This is a genomic window from Streptomyces sp. NPDC050856, assembly GCF_040653855.1.
Classification (GTDB): Bacteria; Actinomycetota; Actinomycetes; order Streptomycetales; family Streptomycetaceae; genus Streptomyces.
In genome coordinates this window covers 297,145-316,537 of record NZ_JBFAGV010000002.1, presented here as the reverse complement: position 1 = coordinate 316,537, position 19,393 = coordinate 297,145, and the positions used below count along the sequence as shown (strand labels likewise).

Annotated in this window: 15 protein-coding genes and 1 tRNA gene; 5 read left to right on the top strand and 11 right to left on the bottom strand. The window is 74.1% G+C overall.

Annotation, left to right across the window (positions count from 1 at the left end; translation table 11 throughout):
* The first annotated feature begins 5 nt into the window (after positions 1-5).
* The gene (locus AB0H53_RS03270; protein WP_362106336.1) at positions 6-1,400 is read left to right on the top strand and encodes an FHA domain-containing protein; all 1,395 of its coding nucleotides are present in this window, start codon (positions 6-8) and stop codon (positions 1,398-1,400) included.
* Here AB0H53_RS03270 and AB0H53_RS03265 read toward each other — a convergent pair.
* A complete protein-coding gene (locus AB0H53_RS03265; protein WP_362106334.1) occupies positions 1,394-2,401 on the bottom strand; it encodes a methyltransferase domain-containing protein in 1,008 nt (335 codons plus the stop codon). The genes AB0H53_RS03270 and AB0H53_RS03265 overlap by 7 nt on opposite strands.
* A 102-nt stretch (positions 2,402-2,503) precedes the next feature.
* On the opposite strand from AB0H53_RS03265, the gene AB0H53_RS03260 reads away from it, so the two are divergent.
* Complete coding sequence (locus tag AB0H53_RS03260; protein ID WP_362106332.1) at positions 2,504-2,908, top strand: globin; 405 nt, start codon at positions 2,504-2,506, stop codon at positions 2,906-2,908.
* Between the two features lie 102 nt (positions 2,909-3,010).
* Here the strand turns inward: AB0H53_RS03260 and AB0H53_RS03255 are convergent, their stop codons facing one another.
* The 7 genes from AB0H53_RS03255 to AB0H53_RS03225 all read right to left on the bottom strand — a co-directional run bounded on the left by AB0H53_RS03255 (position 3,011) and on the right by AB0H53_RS03225 (position 11,722).
* Positions 3,011-3,670 carry a hypothetical protein gene (locus AB0H53_RS03255; RefSeq protein WP_362106329.1) on the bottom strand — a complete coding sequence of 220 codons (660 nt, stop codon included), beginning with the start codon at positions 3,668-3,670 and terminating at the stop codon, positions 3,011-3,013.
* Positions 3,667-4,131: a thioesterase family protein gene (locus tag AB0H53_RS03250; RefSeq protein ID WP_362106326.1), complete on the bottom strand. Its 465-nt coding sequence runs from the start codon at positions 4,129-4,131 to the stop codon at positions 3,667-3,669. Before AB0H53_RS03250 ends, AB0H53_RS03255 begins: the two co-directional genes overlap by 4 nt.
* A gap of 2 nt (positions 4,132-4,133) precedes the next feature.
* Complete coding sequence (ettA, locus tag AB0H53_RS03245; RefSeq protein WP_362106323.1) at positions 4,134-5,798, bottom strand: energy-dependent translational throttle protein EttA; 1,665 nt, start codon at positions 5,796-5,798, stop codon at positions 4,134-4,136.
* Between the two features lie 183 nt (positions 5,799-5,981).
* Positions 5,982-7,397, bottom strand: coding sequence for a Cys-Gln thioester bond-forming surface protein (locus AB0H53_RS03240; protein ID WP_362106321.1), 1,416 nt, complete (start codon positions 7,395-7,397; stop codon positions 5,982-5,984).
* 268 nt (positions 7,398-7,665) lie between these two features.
* Positions 7,666-8,103: a single-stranded DNA-binding protein gene (locus AB0H53_RS03235; RefSeq protein WP_362106318.1), complete on the bottom strand. Its 438-nt coding sequence runs from the start codon at positions 8,101-8,103 to the stop codon at positions 7,666-7,668.
* Between the two features lie 248 nt (positions 8,104-8,351).
* Positions 8,352-10,070 (bottom strand): GTPase, encoded by a 1,719-nt coding sequence (locus tag AB0H53_RS03230; RefSeq protein ID WP_362106315.1) that lies wholly within the window; start codon positions 10,068-10,070, stop codon positions 8,352-8,354.
* On the bottom strand, positions 10,067-11,722 hold the full coding sequence (locus AB0H53_RS03225) for a dynamin family protein (RefSeq protein WP_362106451.1): 1,656 nt from the start codon (positions 11,720-11,722) through the stop codon (positions 10,067-10,069). The genes AB0H53_RS03230 and AB0H53_RS03225 overlap by 4 nt, the downstream gene beginning before the upstream one ends.
* Positions 11,723-12,036: 314 nt before the next feature.
* On the opposite strand from AB0H53_RS03225, the gene AB0H53_RS03220 reads away from it, so the two are divergent.
* Positions 12,037-12,109: transfer RNA gene (locus AB0H53_RS03220), tRNA-Arg, on the top strand.
* A 780-nt stretch (positions 12,110-12,889) separates the two neighbouring features.
* Here the strand turns inward: AB0H53_RS03220 and thyX are convergent.
* On the bottom strand, positions 12,890-13,666 hold the full coding sequence (thyX, locus tag AB0H53_RS03215; protein ID WP_362106313.1) for an FAD-dependent thymidylate synthase: 777 nt from the start codon (positions 13,664-13,666) through the stop codon (positions 12,890-12,892).
* 151 nt (positions 13,667-13,817) lie between these two features.
* Between thyX and AB0H53_RS03210 the strand changes: the two genes are divergently transcribed.
* Both AB0H53_RS03210 and AB0H53_RS03205 read left to right on the top strand, forming a co-directional pair.
* Positions 13,818-14,744, top strand: coding sequence for a UbiA family prenyltransferase (locus AB0H53_RS03210; RefSeq protein WP_362106310.1), 927 nt, complete (start codon positions 13,818-13,820; stop codon positions 14,742-14,744).
* 133 nt (positions 14,745-14,877) lie between these two features.
* Positions 14,878-16,686, top strand: a complete 1,809-nt coding sequence (locus AB0H53_RS03205) for a response regulator (RefSeq protein WP_362106307.1) — start codon at positions 14,878-14,880, stop codon at positions 16,684-16,686.
* Between the two features lie 187 nt (positions 16,687-16,873).
* Here the strand turns inward: AB0H53_RS03205 and AB0H53_RS03200 are convergent, their stop codons facing one another.
* Together AB0H53_RS03200 and AB0H53_RS03195 are read right to left on the bottom strand one after the other, a co-directional pair.
* Positions 16,874-18,145 (bottom strand): cytochrome P450, encoded by a 1,272-nt coding sequence (locus tag AB0H53_RS03200; protein ID WP_362106304.1) that lies wholly within the window; start codon positions 18,143-18,145, stop codon positions 16,874-16,876.
* A complete protein-coding gene (locus AB0H53_RS03195; protein WP_362106302.1) occupies positions 18,142-19,386 on the bottom strand; it encodes a nucleotide sugar dehydrogenase in 1,245 nt (414 codons plus the stop codon). Before AB0H53_RS03195 ends, AB0H53_RS03200 begins: the two co-directional genes overlap by 4 nt.
* Positions 19,387-19,393: the final 7 nt, after the last annotated feature.

Below are 19,393 nucleotides of genomic sequence, written 5' to 3'. Positions count from 1 at the left end.
CCGACATGCCGACCTGCCCGAACGGACACCAGTCGGGTTCCGACGACTGGTGCGAGGTCTGCGGCCATCGCATGGCCGGGCCGGGCGCGCCCGCGAGTGCCGCCGCGCCGCCTCCTCCCCCGCCGCCACCGCCGCCGCCGCCGGCGTACGGATACCCGGGCCCGGACGGCCCCGGGAGCCCCGGCGGCCCCGGCCGGGACCCGAACGCCACCGTCCAGGCGGAACTGTGCCCGCAGTGCCGCACCCCGCGCGAGGCCATGGCGCCCTTCTGCGAGGAGTGCCGGTGGAACTTCATCACCAACACGGCGACCTCCTACACCCCCCTGGCCCCACGACCCGCCCCCGGCACCCCGGGCGGCGGTCCCGGCGGTCCCGGCCGCGCGGGTGGTCCGGGCGGGCCGGGCGCTCCCGTGCCGCCCCCGCTGGACCTGCCGCCCGGCTTCCAGTCCCAGCAGCCGCCGCGCCCGCCGGACCCCTACGAATACCAGGCGTCGCGCCCGTCCCGGGTGAACCCGCCCGCCGGGCCGCTGAGCGCCGAGCCGTCGGCCCCGCAGGGCCCGCGCGGTGCGCAGGGCCCCCACGGCCCGCAGGGCGGGCCGGCGCAGGCAGGTCCTCCGCCGGTTCCGCAGGCGTTCCAGCGGCCGGCCGGGCCGCCTCCGCCGCCTCCGGCGTTCCCGCAGCCCGGCGGCCCGCCCCCGGCGCCGCAGCAGCCGCAGCAGCCGGCCGGTGGCGACGACGACTGGGTGCTGCCGCCCCCTGCCCGGCCGCAGGCACCGCAACCGCACCAGCCGCATGCCCACCCGTCGCCGCCGTACCAGTCGCAACCGCAACCCGCACAGCACCAGCAGGCACCCGCACCGCAGCAGGCCCCCGCGTCGCAGGCACCGCAGGCACCCCCGCGGCAGCACGGCTCGCACAGCGCGCAGCCGCCGCAGCAGCCACAGGCACCCCACGCGCCGCAGCCTCCTCAGCCGCCGCACTACCAGCCCCCCGCCGGCTGGACGGCGGTCGTGGCGCCGGACCGGGAGTACTTCCGGGCCATGATGCAGCGCAGTGGCCCCGAGGCGGTGGGCCTCAACCTGCCCACGTACTCACCGGAACAGCGCCTGACGCTGTCCGGCAACCAGATCACCATCGGGCGCCGCCGGCACTCCACGGGCGAGTCGCCGGACATCGACCTGTCCGTGCCGCCGGAGGACCCGGGCGTCTCGCACCAGCACGCCGTGCTGGTGCGGCAGCAGGACGGCTCCTGGGCCGTGGTCGATCAGGACTCCACCAACGGCACCACGCTCAACGGCGCCGAGGACCCGATCCAGCCCTACGTCCCGGTTCCGCTCAAGGACGGCGACCGGGTCCACGTGGGCGCGTGGACGACGATCACCATCCACCGCGGTCAGTAGGCGTAGGGCCGGTCGACGTTCCCGAGGGGCCACACGAAGGGCCCCTCGGGATCGTCCAGCCACGCCCACTGCCGCTCACCGCTGACCGTCACGCCGAACCGCTCGCGCACCGGCCGCCGCTCGCGCCGCCACAGTTCGTACGCCTCCCCCGGCTCCAGGACTCCCGCGGTGAGCGTCAGCAGGAAGTGGAACAGCTCGTTGTCGACCGCGTGCCGGGGCAGCCCGGTGGTGCGCACCGGCAAAGCGCCCCCGGTCCCGCCGCGCAACGGAACGAAGTACGCGGAGGTGTGCAGGAACCGCCCCTCGGCGTGGCCGGCGTCCCGTACCCGCAGCGCGATCAGGCCGGTGGCCAGCGGTGCCAGGACCCGCGCGCCGGGGCGGCACTGGGCGAGCCAGGCGGGCGGTACGGACGGCAGCGCGCAGGTCGCGACGATCCGGTCGTACGGCGCCCGGTGCGGACAGCCGCGCGCCCCGTCGCCGGTGACCACCTCGGGGCGGTAACCGGCCGCCGCGAGGTGGGCGCGGGCGGCCTCGGTGATCTCCTCGTCCAGGTCGACGGTGGTGACCCGTTCGGCACCCAGCCGGTGGGCCAGCAGCGCGGCGTTGTACCCGGTCCCGGCACCGATCTCCAGGACGTGGTCGCCGTCCCCCACCTCCAGGGCCTCCAGCATCACGGCCATCAGCGAGGGCTGGCTGGCGGAGGAGACCAGCTCCCCGTCCCGTACCCGCGTGGCCAGCGGCCGGTCGGCGTAGGCGCCGGCCAGCCAGCGCGACCGGCGCTCGGGGTCGGGGTCCTGGCACCACAGCCTCTCGTAGCCCGCCACGGCCCCGACGTAGTAGTAGGGCACGAACAGATGGCGGGGCACCGCCTCGAACGCCGCCCGCCAGGCCGGGTCCCGCAGGTCCCCCCGTGCGACGATCTCGCGCACCAGCGCGCGCCGCGCCACGGCGGCGGGCCCGGCGAACGGGTCCTCGCGGTGTGCGCCCGTGTCTGTGGCCATGTCTCCACTGTGCTGCGCCGGGAGCCGGGAGGCGAGTAGTCCCGGGAGGCCGTCGCGACCCAGGGCCCGGTCCTCGGCCGGTGTGTCTGAGACGATGGACGGGTGAATGAGATTCCGCGCGGCACGCTTCAGGAGCAGACCTTCTACGAGCAGGTCGGTGGTGAGGAGACCTTCCGTCGCCTGGTCCACCGCTTCTACGAGGGTGTGGCCGGGGACCCGCTGCTGCGGCCGATGTACCCGGAGGAGGACCTGGGTCCGGCCGAGGAGCGCCTGGCGCTCTTCCTCATGCAGTACTGGGGCGGCCCCCGTACCTACAGCGACAACCGCGGCCACCCCCGGCTGCGGATGCGGCACGCCCCGTTCACCGTCGACAGGGCGGCGCACGACGCGTGGCTGAAGCACATGCGGGCGGCCGTCGACGGGCTCGGGCTGTCGGAGGAGCACGAGCGGACCCTCTGGAACTACCTCACCTACGCCGCCGCGTCGATGGTGAACACGGCGGACTGACCCGCCTGGCGCCACCGGCGGTACCCGGGCCCCGGGCCCGCGCCCCTCGTCCCGCCGGGCCCGGTGGTCCTCCGCGGGGCAGGTGTCTCAGGGGCAGGTGTCTCAGACGGGTACGACGCTCAGGCCGCCGGCTCCGCCGGTACGGACGGCGATCGAGCCGAACGGGGTGCGCAGCCGCAGCCATGACCCCGCTTGCAGCAGGGCCACGGGTATCCGGCCGCGCGGCGGGAGGAAGCCGAGCGACTGGGCGGCGTGCGCCGCCCGCAGCGGCAGGCCCGTCCCGCCGATGGTCCGCGACCAGATCTCGCGGCCGATGCGGTCGCGCTCCGCGCGGGTGCGCCGCCCTTCGGGCAGTTCCTCGTCCCGCGTCCGGAACTCCGCCACCGCCGCGGCGACGGCGCCGCGCAGTCCGGCGGCGTCCGGCAGCCCGGGTATCTCCCGCCAGCCGCCGCGCGGGGGCAGCAGCCCCGTCCAGGGCGGGCCGGTCACCGGGGCGGGCAGCGTCGCCTTGCCCGCCGTCTCGTCGACGCCGTCCAGGAGCTGGCCGGCCGAGACGGTGACGTCCAGCGGCGCCGTGTCCACGAGCCCCGCCGTACGGATCGCCAGGACCTCGAAGGACGCCGGCCGGCCGAACACGGCCAGGACCCCGCCGGCCGCCTGGAGGCGGACGACCGCGGCCTTGTCGTAGTGGATGAGCCGGGCCAGGAAGGCGGCGAGATCGGCCGCCTCCCTGGCGTCGGCGAACCCCAGCGGCGCCGTCATACGGCGGCGGTCTCCTCGGCGGCGTTCTGGCCCCGGGCACCACCGTCGCTCCGCATGCCGTCGTCCATGTACGCCTCCAGGAACGACCGCTCCTCCGCCGTGATGCGGCGGGGCCGCTGCGCGGTGAGGTCGAACGGGACGACGACCGTCGAGGCCCGGACGTACACCTGGTCCGGGTCCTTGACCTCGTACGCGATGGTCAGCGACGCGGCGCCGATCTTCGTCACCCAGGACTCGATGGTGACCGGCTCGTGCCGGTGCACCAGCGGCCGCAGGTAGTCGATCTCGTGCCGGGCCACGACCGAACCGCCGCGGAACGACGGCGAGCCGTCCCCCGGCGCCAGCCGGAACATGAAGTCGATGCGGGCCTCCTCCAGGTAGCGGAGGAAGACCACGTTGTTGACGTGCCCGAAGGCGTCCATGTCCGCCCAGCGCAGGGGGCAGGAGTAGATGTGCCGCACGCTCAGCCTCGGGTCAGCTTCTTGTAGGTGGCACGGTGCGGGCGGGCCGCGTCCGGGCCGAGACGCTCGACCTTGTTCTTCTCGTACGACTCGAAGTTGCCCTCGAACCAGAACCACTTGGAGTCGCCCTCGTACGCCAGGATGTGCGTGGCGACCCGGTCCAGGAACCAGCGGTCGTGGGAGACGACCACGGCCGCGCCCGGGAACTCCAGCAGCGCGTTCTCCAGCGACGAGAGCGTCTCGACGTCGAGGTCGTTGGTCGGCTCGTCGAGGAGCAGCAGGTTGCCGCCCTGCTTGAGGGTGAGCGCCAGGTTGAGGCGGTTGCGCTCACCGCCGGACAGGACACCCGCGGGCTTCTGCTGGTCCGGGCCCTTGAAGCCGAACGCCGACACATAGGCGCGCGACGGCATCTCGACCTGGCCCACGTTGATGTAGTCCAGCTCGTCGGAGACCACGGCCCACAGGGTCTTCTTGGGGTCGATGTTGGCGCGGCTCTGGTCGACGTAGGAGATCTTGACGGTCTCGCCGACCCGGATGATGCCGGAGTCGGGCTCCTCCAGTCCCTGGATCATCTTGAACAGCGTGGTCTTGCCCGCGCCGTTCGGGCCGATGACGCCGACGATGCCGTTGCGCGGCAGCGAGAAGCTCAGGTTGTCGATGAGGACCTTGTCGCCGAATGCCTTGTTCAGGTTCTCGACCTCGACGACGACGTTGCCCAGGCGCGGGCCCGGCGGGATCTGGATCTCCTCGAAGTCCAGCTTCCGCATCTTGTCGGCCTCGGCGGCCATCTCCTCGTACCGGGCCAGACGCGCCTTGGACTTGGCCTGCCGTCCCTTGGCGTTGGAGCGGACCCACTCCAGCTCTTCCTTGAGCCGCTTGGCGCGCTTGGCGTCCTTCTGGCCCTCGACCTTGAGCCGGGTCTGCTTGGTCTCCAGGTACTTGGAGTAGTTGCCCTCGTAGGGGTAGGCGCGGCCCCGGTCGAGCTCCAGGATCCACTCGGCGACGTTGTCGAGGAAGTACCGGTCGTGGGTGATGGCGACGACGGTGCCGGCGTACTTGGCGAGGTGCGCCTCCAGCCACTGCACGGACTCGGCGTCCAGGTGGTTGGTGGGCTCGTCGAGCAGCAGCAGGTCGGGGGCCTCCAGCAGCAGCTTGCAGAGCGCGACGCGGCGCTTCTCACCGCCGGAGAGGTTGGTGACGGGCCAGTCCCCGGGGGGGCAGCCGAGGGCGTCCATGGCCTGCTCGAGCTGGGCGTCCAGGTCCCACGCGTTGGCGTGGTCCAGGTCCTCCTGGAGCTTGCCCATCTCCTCCATGAGCGCGTCGGAGTAGTCGGTGGCCATCAGCTCGGCGATCTCGTTGAACCGGTCGAGCTTGCCCTTGATCTCGGCGACGCCCTCCTGGACGTTCTCCAGGACCGTCTTCTCCTCGTTGAGCGGGGGCTCCTGCAGCAGGATGCCGACCGAGTAGCCCGGGGAGAGGAACGCGTCACCGTTGGAGGGCTGCTCCAGACCGGCCATGATTTTGAGAACGGTGGACTTACCGGCGCCGTTCGGGCCGACCACACCGATCTTCGCGCCGGGCAGGAAGCTCAGCGTCACGTCATCGAGGATGACCTTGTCGCCGTGCGCCTTGCGCGTCTTGCGCATCGTGTAGATGTACTCAGCCAAGAGAAACCGTCCGGCAAATCGATGAGTGGGCAGATACACCCCATCTTGCCGTACGTCCATCCCCCGATGGAAACCCGTATCCGGCGGACTGGTACGGCAGGGGCTCCGGGCGGGCCTCCGCGTCCGCCCCGATGGCCCCGGCCGGCGACTGCGGGTCGCCGGCCGGTCCCGGCCGACCGGGGGTCACTCCCCGGCCGGGAGGTCCTGCTTCCTGCGGAGGAAGAAGACCGCGGCGCCGCCGGCGGCCAGGAAGACGAATGCCACTGTGGCGATCATGGGGGTGGCGTTGGACGCCCCGGTCTCGGCGAGGTCCACCCCGCCGCCGCCCGCCGCCGAGCCGGCCGAGGTGCCGCCGGCCGAGAGCGGGCTGGGCTGGGAGCCCGCCTGCCCGGCCGCCACGACCGTGCTGCCGGTGGTCTCGCAGTCGAAAACGCCCTTGAAGGTCTTCCCCCGCGCGCCGGGCCCCTGGACGGTGAAGTCGTACGCCTGGTCCTCGGCGACCGGGATCGTCAGCGTCCGGGTCCGGCCGGCCTCGACCGTGTACCGGACGCCCATGAGCGCGAAGCCGAAGGCGGCGTCGCCCCTGTTGTCGACGGTGAGGTCCACGCCGCCCTCGGCGCAGTTCCTCCTCGCCGACAGCGCCGGTACGGCACCCTTGCCGGCCCAGGTGGCGCCGGCCGTCGCGGAGACCGTCGACCGGCTGGACCCGGCGAGGATCTGCGTCTGGCTGCGGGTCACCCCGGCGAAGGCCCGGCCGACCGGTACGGAGGTGGTGGCCTGCACGGTCAGCGCGGCCGAGCCGTCGGCGGCCTTGCGCGGCACGTCGAAGAAGAGGCGGCTGCCGTCGACCGCGGCGTCCACCGGCCGGCCTGCCGCGTCGGTCACCCTGACGCCGCTGGTGGCGGCGTCGGCGGGCGGGGTGACCGTCACCCGGTCCGCGTCGGTACGGACGGTTACGGGGCCGATCCGGGAGCCGGCCCGGCCGGAGACCGCCACCGGATCGAGGCTCAGCGAGGCCCGGGGCTCGGGGGCGCTGCCGGCCTTCCGCTCCAGCCAGTCGGCCAGCTTCTCCGCCGCCGGGTCGAGGGCCTCCACCTGGGCACCGTCGGAGTAGCGCCAGATCGCCACCTGGGTGCCGGCGGCGGCGGTCTCCCGGGTCAGCGGCCCGCTGCCGGCCTTCTTCGCCAGCCCCACGAGGTCGTCGACCTGCGGGTAGGAGTGCTGGAGGATCCAGCGGATGCGGCCCGCGTCCTTGTTCACGCCGAGCGAGGTCTGGTCCCAGGAGGTCTCCAGGTACCGGGCCTTCTCCTGGGTGGGGTTGTGGATGTCGACGCAGTACGTCTTCAGGGTGCCGCCGCCGTCGACGGTCATCTCGAACAGGCCGGCCGGCAGCTCGTGGTCCTGGCCGTCGAGGTGGAGCACCGCCCGGTCGAAGGTGGTCAGCCCGCCCAGCGTGGCGGCGGCGCCGCCCTGGTGCTGGGGGGCCTCGTCGGCCGAGGCCGGTGCCGCGCCGGCCACCGCGCCGACGGCGGCCAGCCCGAAGGCCACGACCGCGGCGGCGACGCGAGCGGCGCGTCCCTCCCGCCTCCGTACAGACAACGCTGCGAACACAGAATTCCCCTCCGGGCGAGGCGCGTTCGCGATGGGACGCGTGGGGGGAGTGCCTCGCCTGCCGACTCAAGTGCCCCGTGGTACCCGGGAATCCTAGAGAGACGATCTTGCACAATCCCCGGTCCTACCGTCGGACAACCATTCCGACTCGCAATCGTTATCGCGAACACCGCACGCCACAGCCTTCGCTCGCGATATCTCCACATCGGTGAGGAGTGCCCGGGGCGGCCCGCCGTGCCGTGCCGCGGCGCGCGGGTCACGGGACCAGCTCCACCGGGCGGGCGGTCTCCGCGCCCGGTGCCGGGTCCGGGCGCCGGGCGGTCAGGCGCGGGTCGGCCTTGACCACTCTGCGGAACGCCGAGGTGCCCCGCGCCAGGTCGTGGCCGACGGACACGGCGTCGATGTCCACGAACGTTCTGCGCTGCCCGTCCCGTTCCTCCTCGCGGACCTTCAACCGGCCGTGCACCAACAGCGGTTCGCCCACCGCGACCGAGGCGGCCAGGTTGGCGCCGAGCGCGCGCCAGGCGTTGACCGTGTAGAAGCTGGTGTGCCCGTCGGCCCAGGCGGCCTTCTCCCGGTCCCAGCGGCGTGCCGTCACCGCGAAGCGGAACCTGGCCACGCCGCCCGCCGGGGTGTCCCGGAACTCCACACCGGTCGCGACATTGCCCACCACCGTCACCATGGTGTCGTTCATGACGCCCTCCCCTGCCCGTCCGCCGGTCCCGTACCGGCCGTCGACCCGTTCCATGCTGGGGCGCCGGCGCGGATCGTGCCGGCGCCTGTGGACAACCGGCGGGTTGTGCACAACTCCGTCACCCCGCGGGGCCGGCCGGACCGGTCAGCCGCGCTCGGGGGCTCGCGGCCCCGGGGCTCGCGGTCCCGGGAGCGCGAGCCCCGGGAGCGCGGTGGTCCACCCGGCGGGTGGCCCACCCGGCCGGTGCCTCACCCGACCCGGCGGCCGCCCGCCACCGTCGCGTACTGCTCGCGCACCTCGCGGTACCGCATCAGCTCCGCCGTGATCGGATCGAGCACCATGGCGCGCCCGCACCCGGCCGCCGCCTCCCGCAGCCGCCGTTCCGTCTCCTGGCCGTACCGCCGCGCGGGCCCCCGCGCCGCCGCCGCGCAGGCCCACTCCACCAGTGGCCCGCCCACGATGCCGGCCAGCATGATCAGCGCGGGTGGCAGCAGCCCGGGGGCCAGGACGCCGATGATCTGGCCGACCAGCCAGAGCGCGCCGTAGAACTGAAGCAGCGTCATGGCCGCCTGGGCCAGGACCGCGACCGGCCACCAGGCGGGGCGCGGGGGCCGGCTGCCGGCGCGGGGCTTGCGGGCGGTGACCGCCAGGTCGTCCAGTGCCTCCGGCAGTCCCTCGGATCCGCGTACCGCCGCCTCGCGCACGGCCTGCGCCCAGGGGGCCGGCAGGCCGAGCGACGCCTCGTCGGCGACGATCCGCACCGCCTGCTCGACCCGCTGGCGCGCGGTGAGCTCCTCCTCCACGGGCACCTCGGCCCGCGGTTCCGTGCCGCCCGGCGTCCGCAGCCGCTCGTACCAGCGCCACAGGCGCAGCCACGGTGTGCCGCAGGCCCGGCCGGCGTTGCGCCGCCACTCCCGCTCCGCCGCCTCGCCCGCCGCCGCCGCGCCGATCGCGACCGCCAGCCGTGCCCCGAAGTCCTCGCGGGAACGCTCTCCCAGCCCGGGCCGGCCCTCCGCGACGTACACCGGGCGCAGCCGCGCCGCGGCCGCGTCCACGTCCGCCGACAGGCGCCGCTCGGCGGCGTTCCGGCCCTGGACGAACGCGCCGAGGAGTTCGCGCAGTTCCCCCACGCCCTCCCCGGTGAGCGCCGACAGCGCCAGTACCGTGGCGCCCGGCTCGCCGTGCTCGCCGAGGGCGAGCCCGTCCTCGTCGAGCAGTCGCCGCAGGTCGTCGACGACCTGGTGGGCGGTGTCGCCGGGCAGCCGGTCGATCTGGTTGAGGACGACGAACATCACCTCGGCGTGGCCGGCGAGCGGCCGCAGGTACCGCTCGTGCAGCGCCGCGTCCGCGTACTTCTCCGGGTCCACGACCCAGATCACCGCGTCCACCAGGGCCAGTACCCGGTCGACCTGGTCGCGGTGGGCGGTGACCGCCGAGTCGTGGTCGGGCAGGTCGACCAGGACCAGGCCCTGCAGCCCCTCGTCGCCCGCCCCGCCCGCCAGGGGCCTGCGCCGCAGCCGGCCGGGGATGGCGAGGCGGTCCAGCAGCCCTGCCGCGCCCTCGGACCAGACGCAGGCGATGGGGGCCGATGTGGTGGGCCTGCGCAGCCCGGTCTCCGAAATGGGCACCCCCGCCAGCGCGTTGATCAACGTCGACTTCCCGCTGCCGGTGGCACCGGCGATGGCGACGACGGTGTGCCGCGACGACAGCCGTTGCCGCGCGGCGGCCTCGTCCAGCACCCGGCCCGCCTCGGCGAGCGTCTCGGTCTCCAGCCGGGCCGTCGACAGGCCCACCAGTTCACGCAGGGCGTCCAGGCGGCTCCTGAGGGTGCCCTGGTAGGTCTCGCCGATCGGTGTGTGCGGCTCGTGCGGCCCGGGGGTGCCGGCTTCGAGCTCGGCGTGCTCCTCGGCGCGGCGGGCGATCAGCCCGTCGTCCCAGCGTTCGTCAACGGCGCTCACCACCGTCACCTCTCCTTCTGCAGTACGGACAGCGCGGCGATGAGTTCGGCCTGCGGCTCGGGGCCCACGTCGAGCGCGCGGAGCGGTGCCAGCCGCCGGCTGCGCTCCTCGTCCAGCACGCGGTCGATGTACGTGGACACCAGCTCGCCGCCCCGGTCGCGCAGCCGCAGGGCGGCCTGCGCGCCGATCAGTTCGGCGAGCCGCTCCCCCGCGCCGCGGGCCCGGCGCCCGCCCAGCAGCGCGGCAGCGAGGAGGGCGGTCACGGTGTCGGGGTCGGGCGCGGCGGTCCGCTCCATCCGCCGCACCTCGTCGTCGACCACCTCCTCCAGGACGCGCCGCCAGCGCCGTACCGCCATCCCGATCCGCTCGCCCGCCTCCCGGTCCGGCCCGGCGTAGGGGACGCGCCGGCCGGCGCGTCCGGCCGGGCCGGGGCGTTCGGGGTGGCCGGTGGCGACGGCCCGGCCCGCCGGTTCGCGCCGCCAGGCCTCCCACACGCGCTCGTCGGCGGCGGCGACGGCGCACTGGAGCAGGGCGGCGAGGGACTCGGCGAGCGAGTCGAGCAGTTCGGTGGCCGTGCAGTCCCGGGGGTAGCCGCGCCAGCGGGTGCGGGCGTCGCCGGCGAGTACGGCGCCGCGCTGGAGTTCGCGCCGCACCCGGTCGCGCTCGTGGCCGTAGGCGTTCTCCACGGCGCCGCTGAGCCGGACGGCGGCCGCGTACTGGGCGGCGACCGCCCCGGCCAGCTCCGGCATGCGCACCCGCAGCGAGTCGATGACCCCGTTGGCGGTGCGGCCGACGGCCTGCTGCCGGGCGGCCGGGTCCTGGGCGTGGTGCGCCAGCCAGGCGCGCAGCGGGGCGACGGCGGTGTCGGGGAGCAGCCCGTGGCCGCCACCGGCCGACTCGGGCAGCTCGGGGATGGTGAAGCGCGGTACGTGGCCCAGCCCGGCCCGGATGAGCAGGGCCTCGTACTGCCGCGACACGTCGGTGATCACCTGGTGCGGCACCCGGTCGAGCACGGTGACGAGCGCGGCGTCGTACTCCTTGGCGGTCCGCAGCAGGTGCCAGGGCACGGCGTCCGCGTAACGGGAGGCGGTGGTGACCATCACCCACACGTCGGCGGCGCACATCAGTTCGGCGGCCAGTTCACGGCCCTCGACCACGAGCGAGTCGATGTCGGGCGCGTCCAGCAGCGCCAGCCCGCGGGGCAGGGTGTGGGCGGTCTCCACGCGCAGGACCCGCTCCGCGCCCTCCGGCGGCCCGGCGTCGCCCTCCTCAGCCCCCGGACCCGCGTACGCCGGCTGCCACACCCGGGTGAGCTGCGGCAGTACCCGCGCATCGGCGAACCAGGGGTGGTCGTCGGGGTGGCAGACGAGGACCGGCGTACGGGTGGTGGGCCGCAGCACCCCGGCCTCGCTGACCCGTCGCCCCACAAGGGAGTTGACCAGGGTCGACTTCCCGGCGCCGGTCGACCCCCCGATGACGGCGAGCAGCGGGGCTTCGGGCTGCTTGAGACGGGGAACCAGATAGTCGTCGAGCTGTGCGAGCAACTCGTCCCGGGTCTGCCGCGCGCGGGGCGCACCCGGGAGGGGAAGTGGAAGACGCACGGCAGCGACACGGTCGCGCAGGGCGGAGAGTGCGTCGATCAGCTGAGGCCGTACGTCCAAGGTCACCACATGCGAAGAATGCCCAATTTCGGCACCTTTTTGAAGCGTATGGCCTTCCCTGCGCGCCGGTCGGACACTTGGGACAGACGGGACGAGTGGGACTCAGGCATAACGAGTAGACAACACCCGGGGCGCGTGGCGCGAAAAGCGCTGCGAGAATCGCACCTGCCTGCGATTATCGTTTCGCTTCACCGAACCTCCACATCGTGCCACGCAGGTGAAGCGACCGGGCCAAGGTGATCGGAGCCCTATCCTTGTCCCCGGCAAGGTCACGGACCACCCAACCGGGGCTCCAGGCCACATGGCCACCATTGGCCCCCGTAGCTCAGTGGATAGAGCAGGCGCCTTCTAAGCGCTTGGCCGCAGGTTCGAGTCCTGCCGGGGGCGCAAACAGCCTCTCACCAGGTGAAACGGGTGAGGGGCTTCTTCGTGCCCGGGAGCCCGGCGCATGGAGACCAAGCGCCTCGACGACTTCCACCCGGCGGCCCGGTCGCCTTCGAGCCGTACGGATCGCGCCACTCGCCTCCCCCGGGATCGCTCGCCGCGCGCCCGCCGCCGGTCCGTCAGCACCCCGGCGGAGCCGCGCACGAGCACCGGCGGTCCGCTGGACCACCCCCACAACTGCGCGCGGGCACAGGACGATCCGGACACCCGGTGGGTGCCGGCGGGACGGACGGCGTCAACGGGGCCGGCCCGGCCCGCGCGGGGCCGCCGGAGGTGACGGCATGACGCGGGTTCGCGCGGAGGGGCGGGCGGCAGGACCGGCCCTCCCGCCCGGCTGCGGCTTCCCGCCGCCGCACGACGGTTCCGGCGGACCGGTGTGCGGCCGTGACGGGGCGCGCCACCGCCCGTCCGGGCCGCCGCCCGTACCGCTGCCCTGGAGCCGTACCGGCGCCGGTGCGCGTGCGCGACGCCGCCCGGCCCCGGGGCGTCGCGCGGCTTCCTGGTGCCGGGGCCGAGGGGCCGACCGGCCGCACTGGCCGGCGGGGCGGCCGGCCGGCCGGGTCTCCCGTCGCGGCCGGCCGGGGCCCCGCACCGGATCGGTGGGCGGCACCCGACCGCGCCGGCGACGAGGGCCGGGGGGGGCGAGCGGGCGACGCGGCGGGGAGCGGTGACCCCGCCCGATCCGGCCGTACTCGGTCCGGCGACACCGCGCCCGCCCCGGGGTCAGACCTTGCGCCAGCCCGGGATCCAGGCGCCGTCCTGGACCGTGTAGTCACCGAAGAGGGCGGGGGCCTCCTTCGTCATCACTTCCGCGACCCTGCCGAAGAGGAGGCGGATCTCCTCCTCCGCGCCGGGTGCCGTGCGGTTCTCGATGACATGGCGCAGGGTGCGCACATTGGCCGTCCAGACCAGGCCCGTGGCCACCCCCTCGGGCGCGAAGCGGCGCATGAAGGAGGTCTTGGCCTTCTTCTCGCCGAAGGGCACGCCCTGCTCGTCCAGGCCGAAGTGGCCGGCCATCCAGTGCTGGAACTGCTCCATCTGCTCCAGCAGGGCCGTGGCGCGCTCCATCAGTTCGGTGTCCCGCTGGGCCCAGTCCGGGAACCAGAACGGCAGGTCGTCCAGGCGGACGAAGCGCAGTGACTCCTGGGAGACGGCGGCGCCGGCCCGGTGCCTGACGAGCTCGTGGGTGGCGACCCGGCTGACGTCGTGCAGCACGAAGGAGAAGTTCAGGTGCTCCAGGACCGAACCGTGCGCGCTGGCCAGGATGTTGCGCAGGTAGGCGTCCTGTTCGGTGCGGATGCGGGTGACGTTGGGGTTGAGGCCCGGCTCCCAGGAGCGGTAGCAGATGCGCCCGGCGAACTCCGCCAGGTTCTGGGCGTCGTCCAGCTCCCCCCGGTCCACCCGTTCGAGCCAGCTCTCCCCTCCGACGTCCGCGAGGTACGCGGCGACCTCGTCGTAGTCCAGTTGCGGGCGGGCGATGAGGCGGACTCCGGGTTCCACACGGCGCAACGCGATTCCTCCATACGGCTCGGGCGGGAGAAGGACCGAGTCTGCCATGCCGCTGGACGCGTCGGCCAACGCGGTTGCCGCGCAAGGGCGTTGGGGCCACCGGCACCCCCCTCGGCGGCGTTCCGTGCTGGACACTTCCCCCATGAGCAGCCACAGCGAGCCCACCGTGCGGCCGAACCGGCGGCGCCCCTTACGCATCCTCTTCCTCTGCCTGCGGGAATCCCGTGTCCCGGTGCAGGTGATCTTCGCGCTCCGGCTGCTGGTGGCCGCGGCACTGACCGGCCCGGCCGACCGCAATCCGCTCTCCCGGTCCGTTCTGCTGGGCCTGGTCTCCTGGAGTTGCGCCGTCTTCTTCGTCTATCTGCTCAACGGCGTCACCGACGTCGAGGAGGACCGGGTCAACGGCTCGAAACGCCCCATCGCCTCGGGCGCGCTGAGTACCGGGGAGGCGTCCTTCGTCGCCCGCGCGGCGGCGGTCGTCGCGCTGGGGTGCGCGGCGCTGCACGGCGTGACCCTGCTGGTGCCGCTGGCCCTGCTCCTGGCCCTGGGGTACGGGTACTCCGCGCCCGGCGTCGCCTGGAAGCGCAGGACCCCGACCGCCGTGGGCGTGGTGCTGGCCAGCGGGCTGCTCACCTACCTGGCCGGGCACGTGGTCGCCCAGGACTCGTCGGGCGGCCGGGTGCGGGTGGTGGTGTTCGCCGTGGCGATGACGGCCTGGATGGGACTGGTGGGCACCCTGGCCAAGGACTTCTCCGATGTCGAGGGGGACGCGGCGGCCGGGCGGCGCGGTGTCGTCGTGGTGCGCGGCGCGCGGGCGGCCCGGTTGCTGTGCGGGGCGAACGCCCTGGTGGTGGGCGGGACCTTCGCCCTGTGCGCCGCCCTGTTCGCCCCCGAGCTGCTGCTGCCGGCGCTCGCCGTCTGCCTGGGCGCGCTGTGCCTGGTGGCCACGCTGGCGTGGTGGCGCGGCGGGAGGGCGCCCCGCCGCCCCTACCGCGTGTTCATGGCCACCCAGTACTCGGCGCACACCACGGCCCTGGTGATCGCTTCGGACTTCGGCGCCGTGGCCTGATCCTTGCCCGGCGGGCCTGTCATTACCGCCTCGTAGAATGAAAACCGGTCGACGAGCGGGAGGGGAGACGCCTGTTTTTCCCCGTTGGTCACCATCCGGCCGGATACGCGTAATTGACGTGAGGGGGCTCCGGGTGAGGGATACCGAAAGACCATTAGCCGGCGGCGGCACACTGGGCGAATACCTGACGGCTCAGACGCTCGACATCGTCACCACCTACCGGGCCTTGCTGCACGGCTCGCAGAATCCACTGGCCGACGACGAGGCCTGGGACGGATGCGCCGCACAGGCCCACAGCATCATCGCCGAATGCGTCCGGGCACTGACCACCGGGGACGCCGAGGAGGCCGGGGCCACCGACGGCACCGGGCCCGGCAGGGGCCGGGAACGCCCCTCCGCCGTACGGGTGGCCGGTATCGGGGCGCTGCGGGCCCGGCAGGGAGTGCACCCGGTCCACTCGCTGCGCGCCGGGCGGATCCTCACCGGCCTGGTCCTCGGCGTGCTGGAGCGGGCCGTCGAGGAGCAGGCGGCCGACGCGTCGCGCCTGGTCCGGTGTGTGGCGGCGCTGGAGCACGCGGTCTGGGAGCGGATCGAGGCCGGGGCCGCCGGGTACGACAGCCACCTCCTCAACGAGGTGCGGGCGGTCAACTCCGAGTCCCGGCGGGCGCTGGCCCGCGAGGTGCACGACCGGCTCGGCAATCACCTGGGCCTCGCCGTCCGGCAGGTGGAACTGTGCGCGGCGCTGGCCGACGAGGCACCGCGGGGCCTGCGCGAGGAACTGTCCCTGGTGCAGAACACGCTCGCCGAGACCCTGGACGCGGTACGTCATCTGGCGACCGGACTGCGCCAGTCGGACAACTCCGGGTCCCTGGAGAACACCATCAAGGCGTTCGTCCACGCCATGGAGTTCGAAGAGCCGGTCGTGCACGTCCAGGTCAACGGCGACGAGGCATGGGCCTCCCCCGCGACGCTGAACGAGCTGGTGCTGATCGTCCGCGAGTGCCTGCGCAACACGCTGGCGCACGCCGGAGCCCGGACGCTCCTGGTCCGGGCCGACATCGCACCGCACGAGATCCGCGGCCATGTGGAGGACGACGGCCTGGGCTTCGACGTGCGGGAGGTGCTGGCCCGGGGGGAGACGAACGGCCTGGCCTCGATGTCCGAGCGGGCCAAGCTGCTCGGCGGCCGGCTGCTGGTCACCAGCGCGCCGGGCCGTGGCACCCGGGTGAGCTTCTCCCTGCCCAACAGGAGCCCGTCGGCGGGTGACCGGCGCAAGGACGTCCGGGTGATGCTGGCCGACGACCACACCCTGCTGCGCTCGGCGGTCGGCAAGCTGCTGGAGTCCGAGGGCGGCGTCACCGTCGTCGCCGAGACCGGCTCCGGCCGGGACCTCGTGGAGCTGGCGGAGCGCCACCACCCCGACGTCCTGCTGCTGGACGTGGAGATGCCGGACAGCCACGTCCACTCCACCATCAGCGACCTGCGTCGGCGGATGCCCCAGCTCTGCGTCCTGGTGCTGAGCATGCACGACGACCCGCGCCTCATCCAGGAGCTGCTGAACCTGGGCGCCCGCGGATACCTGCACAAGGGGGTGAGCAACCAGGCGCTGATCTCCGCCATCCACGACGTGGTCGCCCACCCCACCCAGGTGACCGTGGCCGTCCCCAGCCAGAGTCTGGCCCCCACTCCCGCGCCCGCCCCGGGCTCGGCGTCCGGGGCGCTGTCGGTACGGGAGGTGGAGGTGCTCGCCCTGGTGGCCGCCGCGCTCACCAACCGGCAGATCGCCCACCGGCTGGTGATCACCGAGGGCACGGTGAAACGGCACCTGCGCAACATCTTCCGGAAGCTGGGCGTCACCTCGCGGATCGAGGCGGTCAACCGCGCCACGGCCACCGGGCTGCTGAGCCCCCCGGCGCAGTCCCCCCGCCGCACCGGCCGCTGAGCCGCGACCGCGGACCGGCCGGCCCCACCGGACCACCGGGTCACCTGGCCCGTCACGGCCACCCGGCCGCCACATGGGCCCCCACGGCCATCCGGCCGCCGCACCGGGCCACCTGGCCCGTCATGGCCACCCGGGCCACCGGACGGCCCCTGGCCACGGAGGCCGACCGGGGCCGGCAGGACCTCGCCTACCGTACGGAGACCAGCACACTGCGCGGAGCCCGGAAGGCCAGCGACGCCAGGTACGGGGGCCGCTCGGGTCCCACCCTGCGCAGGCCGGGGAAGCGGCGCACCGCCAGGCGCAGCACCGCGTCGCCCTCCGCGCGGGCGAGTTCGGCGCCCGGGCAGCGGTGCACTCCGGTGCCGAACGCCAGATGGGCGCGCAGGTTGGGCCGCGCCGGGCACAGCCTGTCCGGCTCGTCGAACACCTCGGTGTCCCAGCCGCTGCTGGTCAGGAGCAGCAGCAGCTCCGCCCCGGCGGGCAGGGCCACGCCGCCCAGGGTCACCGGGCGGGCCGTCACCCGCCGCCAGGCGGTCAGCGGCGCGTCCCGGCGCAGTACCTCCTCCAGCCAGGCGGGGATCTCCTGGGGGGCCTGCGCGAGCCGCCGCCAGGTCCCCTCGCCGTCCAGGGCGCGCAGGAAGGCCGAGCAGAGGAACTGGCCGGTCGTGACATGGCCGGCGACCAGCACGTTGTAGAGGACCGAGGCCGCCTGTTCGGTGGCCAGCGGCGTCCCGCCGGGCAGCCGGTGCCGGCGCAGCGCCCCCAGGACCGAGTTGGCGGGCACGTCGGTGCGCCGGACGGTCTCGGTGAGCCAGCCGTAGAAGGCGGCGGCGCCCTGTGCGAGGTCCCGCTGGCGGACCGGGTCGGGCCGGCCCCAGAACAGCTCGATGGACGCCTGCGTCCAGTCGTACAGCGTGTCCACGCCCGGCGACTTCTCGATGCCCAGCAGGCCCAGCAGGACGCGGATGGGGACGCTGCGGGCGACGGTGCGGGCGATGTCGGCCCGGCCCGAGCGGTCCAGTTCCTCGCCGAGCAGGTCGAGTTCCTCGGCGACGATCCCCTCGATGTCCGGCAGGCCCGCGCGCACCCGCGCGGCGCTCAGGAACCGCAGGGCCAGGGCGCGCAGGCCGGTGTGGCTGTCCTCGCTGTTGTTGAACAGCGCCGGCGGCAGGACGAAGTCCGCCCGGGCGAGGGCCCGCAGGGCGGGGACGCGCAGGGCGGTGACGGCGTTCAGGGTGTTGTCGTTGCGGAAGGTCCCCGGGTCCAGCAGCACCGCGCGCACGTCGGCGTGGCGGCTGACCAGCCACAGCCCCGTGGTGTCGTCGTGGTGGACGGGGTGGTCCTCGCGCAGGGCCCGCAGCGCCGGGTAGGGGCAGGCGGCGAACTCCTCGTCGAGGAGGTCCAGCCCTTCGGGCGTCCACGCCGCCGGGCCGGCCTCCGGGGAGGGCGGCGGGTTCATATCGACTCCACGGTCTCGCCGCGCTTGAGGCGGTTGCGGCAGTCCAGCACATAGGGGGCCTCGGCCCGCAGCAGGTCGTAGTCGATGCCCTCGTGGTCGGTGAGCAGGACCACCGCGTCCGCCTCGCGGAACTCGGCGGCACTCGCCTCCACCCGGGTCAGGCCGGGTGGCAGGGCGGTGCTGGCGGGCACATAGGGGTCGATGGCCCGCACCCTGGCCCCCAGCGGCAGCAGCAGTTCGGCGACCCGCATCGCCGGGGACTCCCGGCAGTCGGCGACGTTGGGCTTGTAGGCGAGGCCCAGCAGCAGGACCCTCGCCCCGTTGACGGCCTTGTTGCGGCGGCCCAGGCCCTCGGTGAGCCGCTGCACGACCTGGGAGGGGCGCCGGCCGTTGATCCGGCGGGCCAGCGCCCAGAACTGGAGCTCCTCGCCGGTCTCCCGCTCCAGGCGCCAGGACAGGTACTGGGGGTCGATGGGCAGGCAGTGGCCGCCCACCCCGGGGCCGGGGGTGAACTTCATGAAGCCGAACGGCTTGGTGGCGGCGGCGTCCAGGGACTCCCACACGTCGATGCCCAGGGCGTGGGCCACGTCGGCGAGCTCGTTGACCAGGGCGATGTTGACGGCCCGGAAGGTGTTCTCGATGAGCTTGGTGAACTCGCCCTCCCGGGTGCCCGACAGGGGTACGACGGTGTCCACCAGCCCGGTGTAGAAGTCCCGTACCGCGCACAGCGAGCGCGGGCCGACGCCGGTCACCACCTTGGGGGTGTTGACCAGCCCCCAGCGGGGGTTGCCCGGGTCGATGCGCTCCGGGCTGAAACCGAGGAAGAAGTCCTCCTCGGCGCCGAGCCCGGAGCCCTCTTCGAGCAGGGCGCCCACGACCTCCTCGGTCGTTCCCGGGTAGGTGGTGGACTCCACGACCACCGTGGCGCCCCGGTCGAGGTACTTGCCGATGGTGACGGCCGCCGCCTCGACATGGCTCAGGTCCGGGGCGCCGGCCCGCAGCGGGGTGGGCACGGTGATGATGGCGACGTCGAAGCCCTCCAGTACGGCCGGGTCGGCGGTGGGGAGGTAGCGCCCGGCGTCCAGGACGGCGCGCAGCCGGCCGGAGTCGACGTCCTCCACGTACGACTGCCCGGCTCTGAGTCTCCGTACGCGGGCGGTCGCGGTCTCGTACCCGACGACCGTGTGCCCGGTCTCGGCGGCTCTGACGGCCAGCGGGAGGCCCACATATCCCTGACCCACGACGACG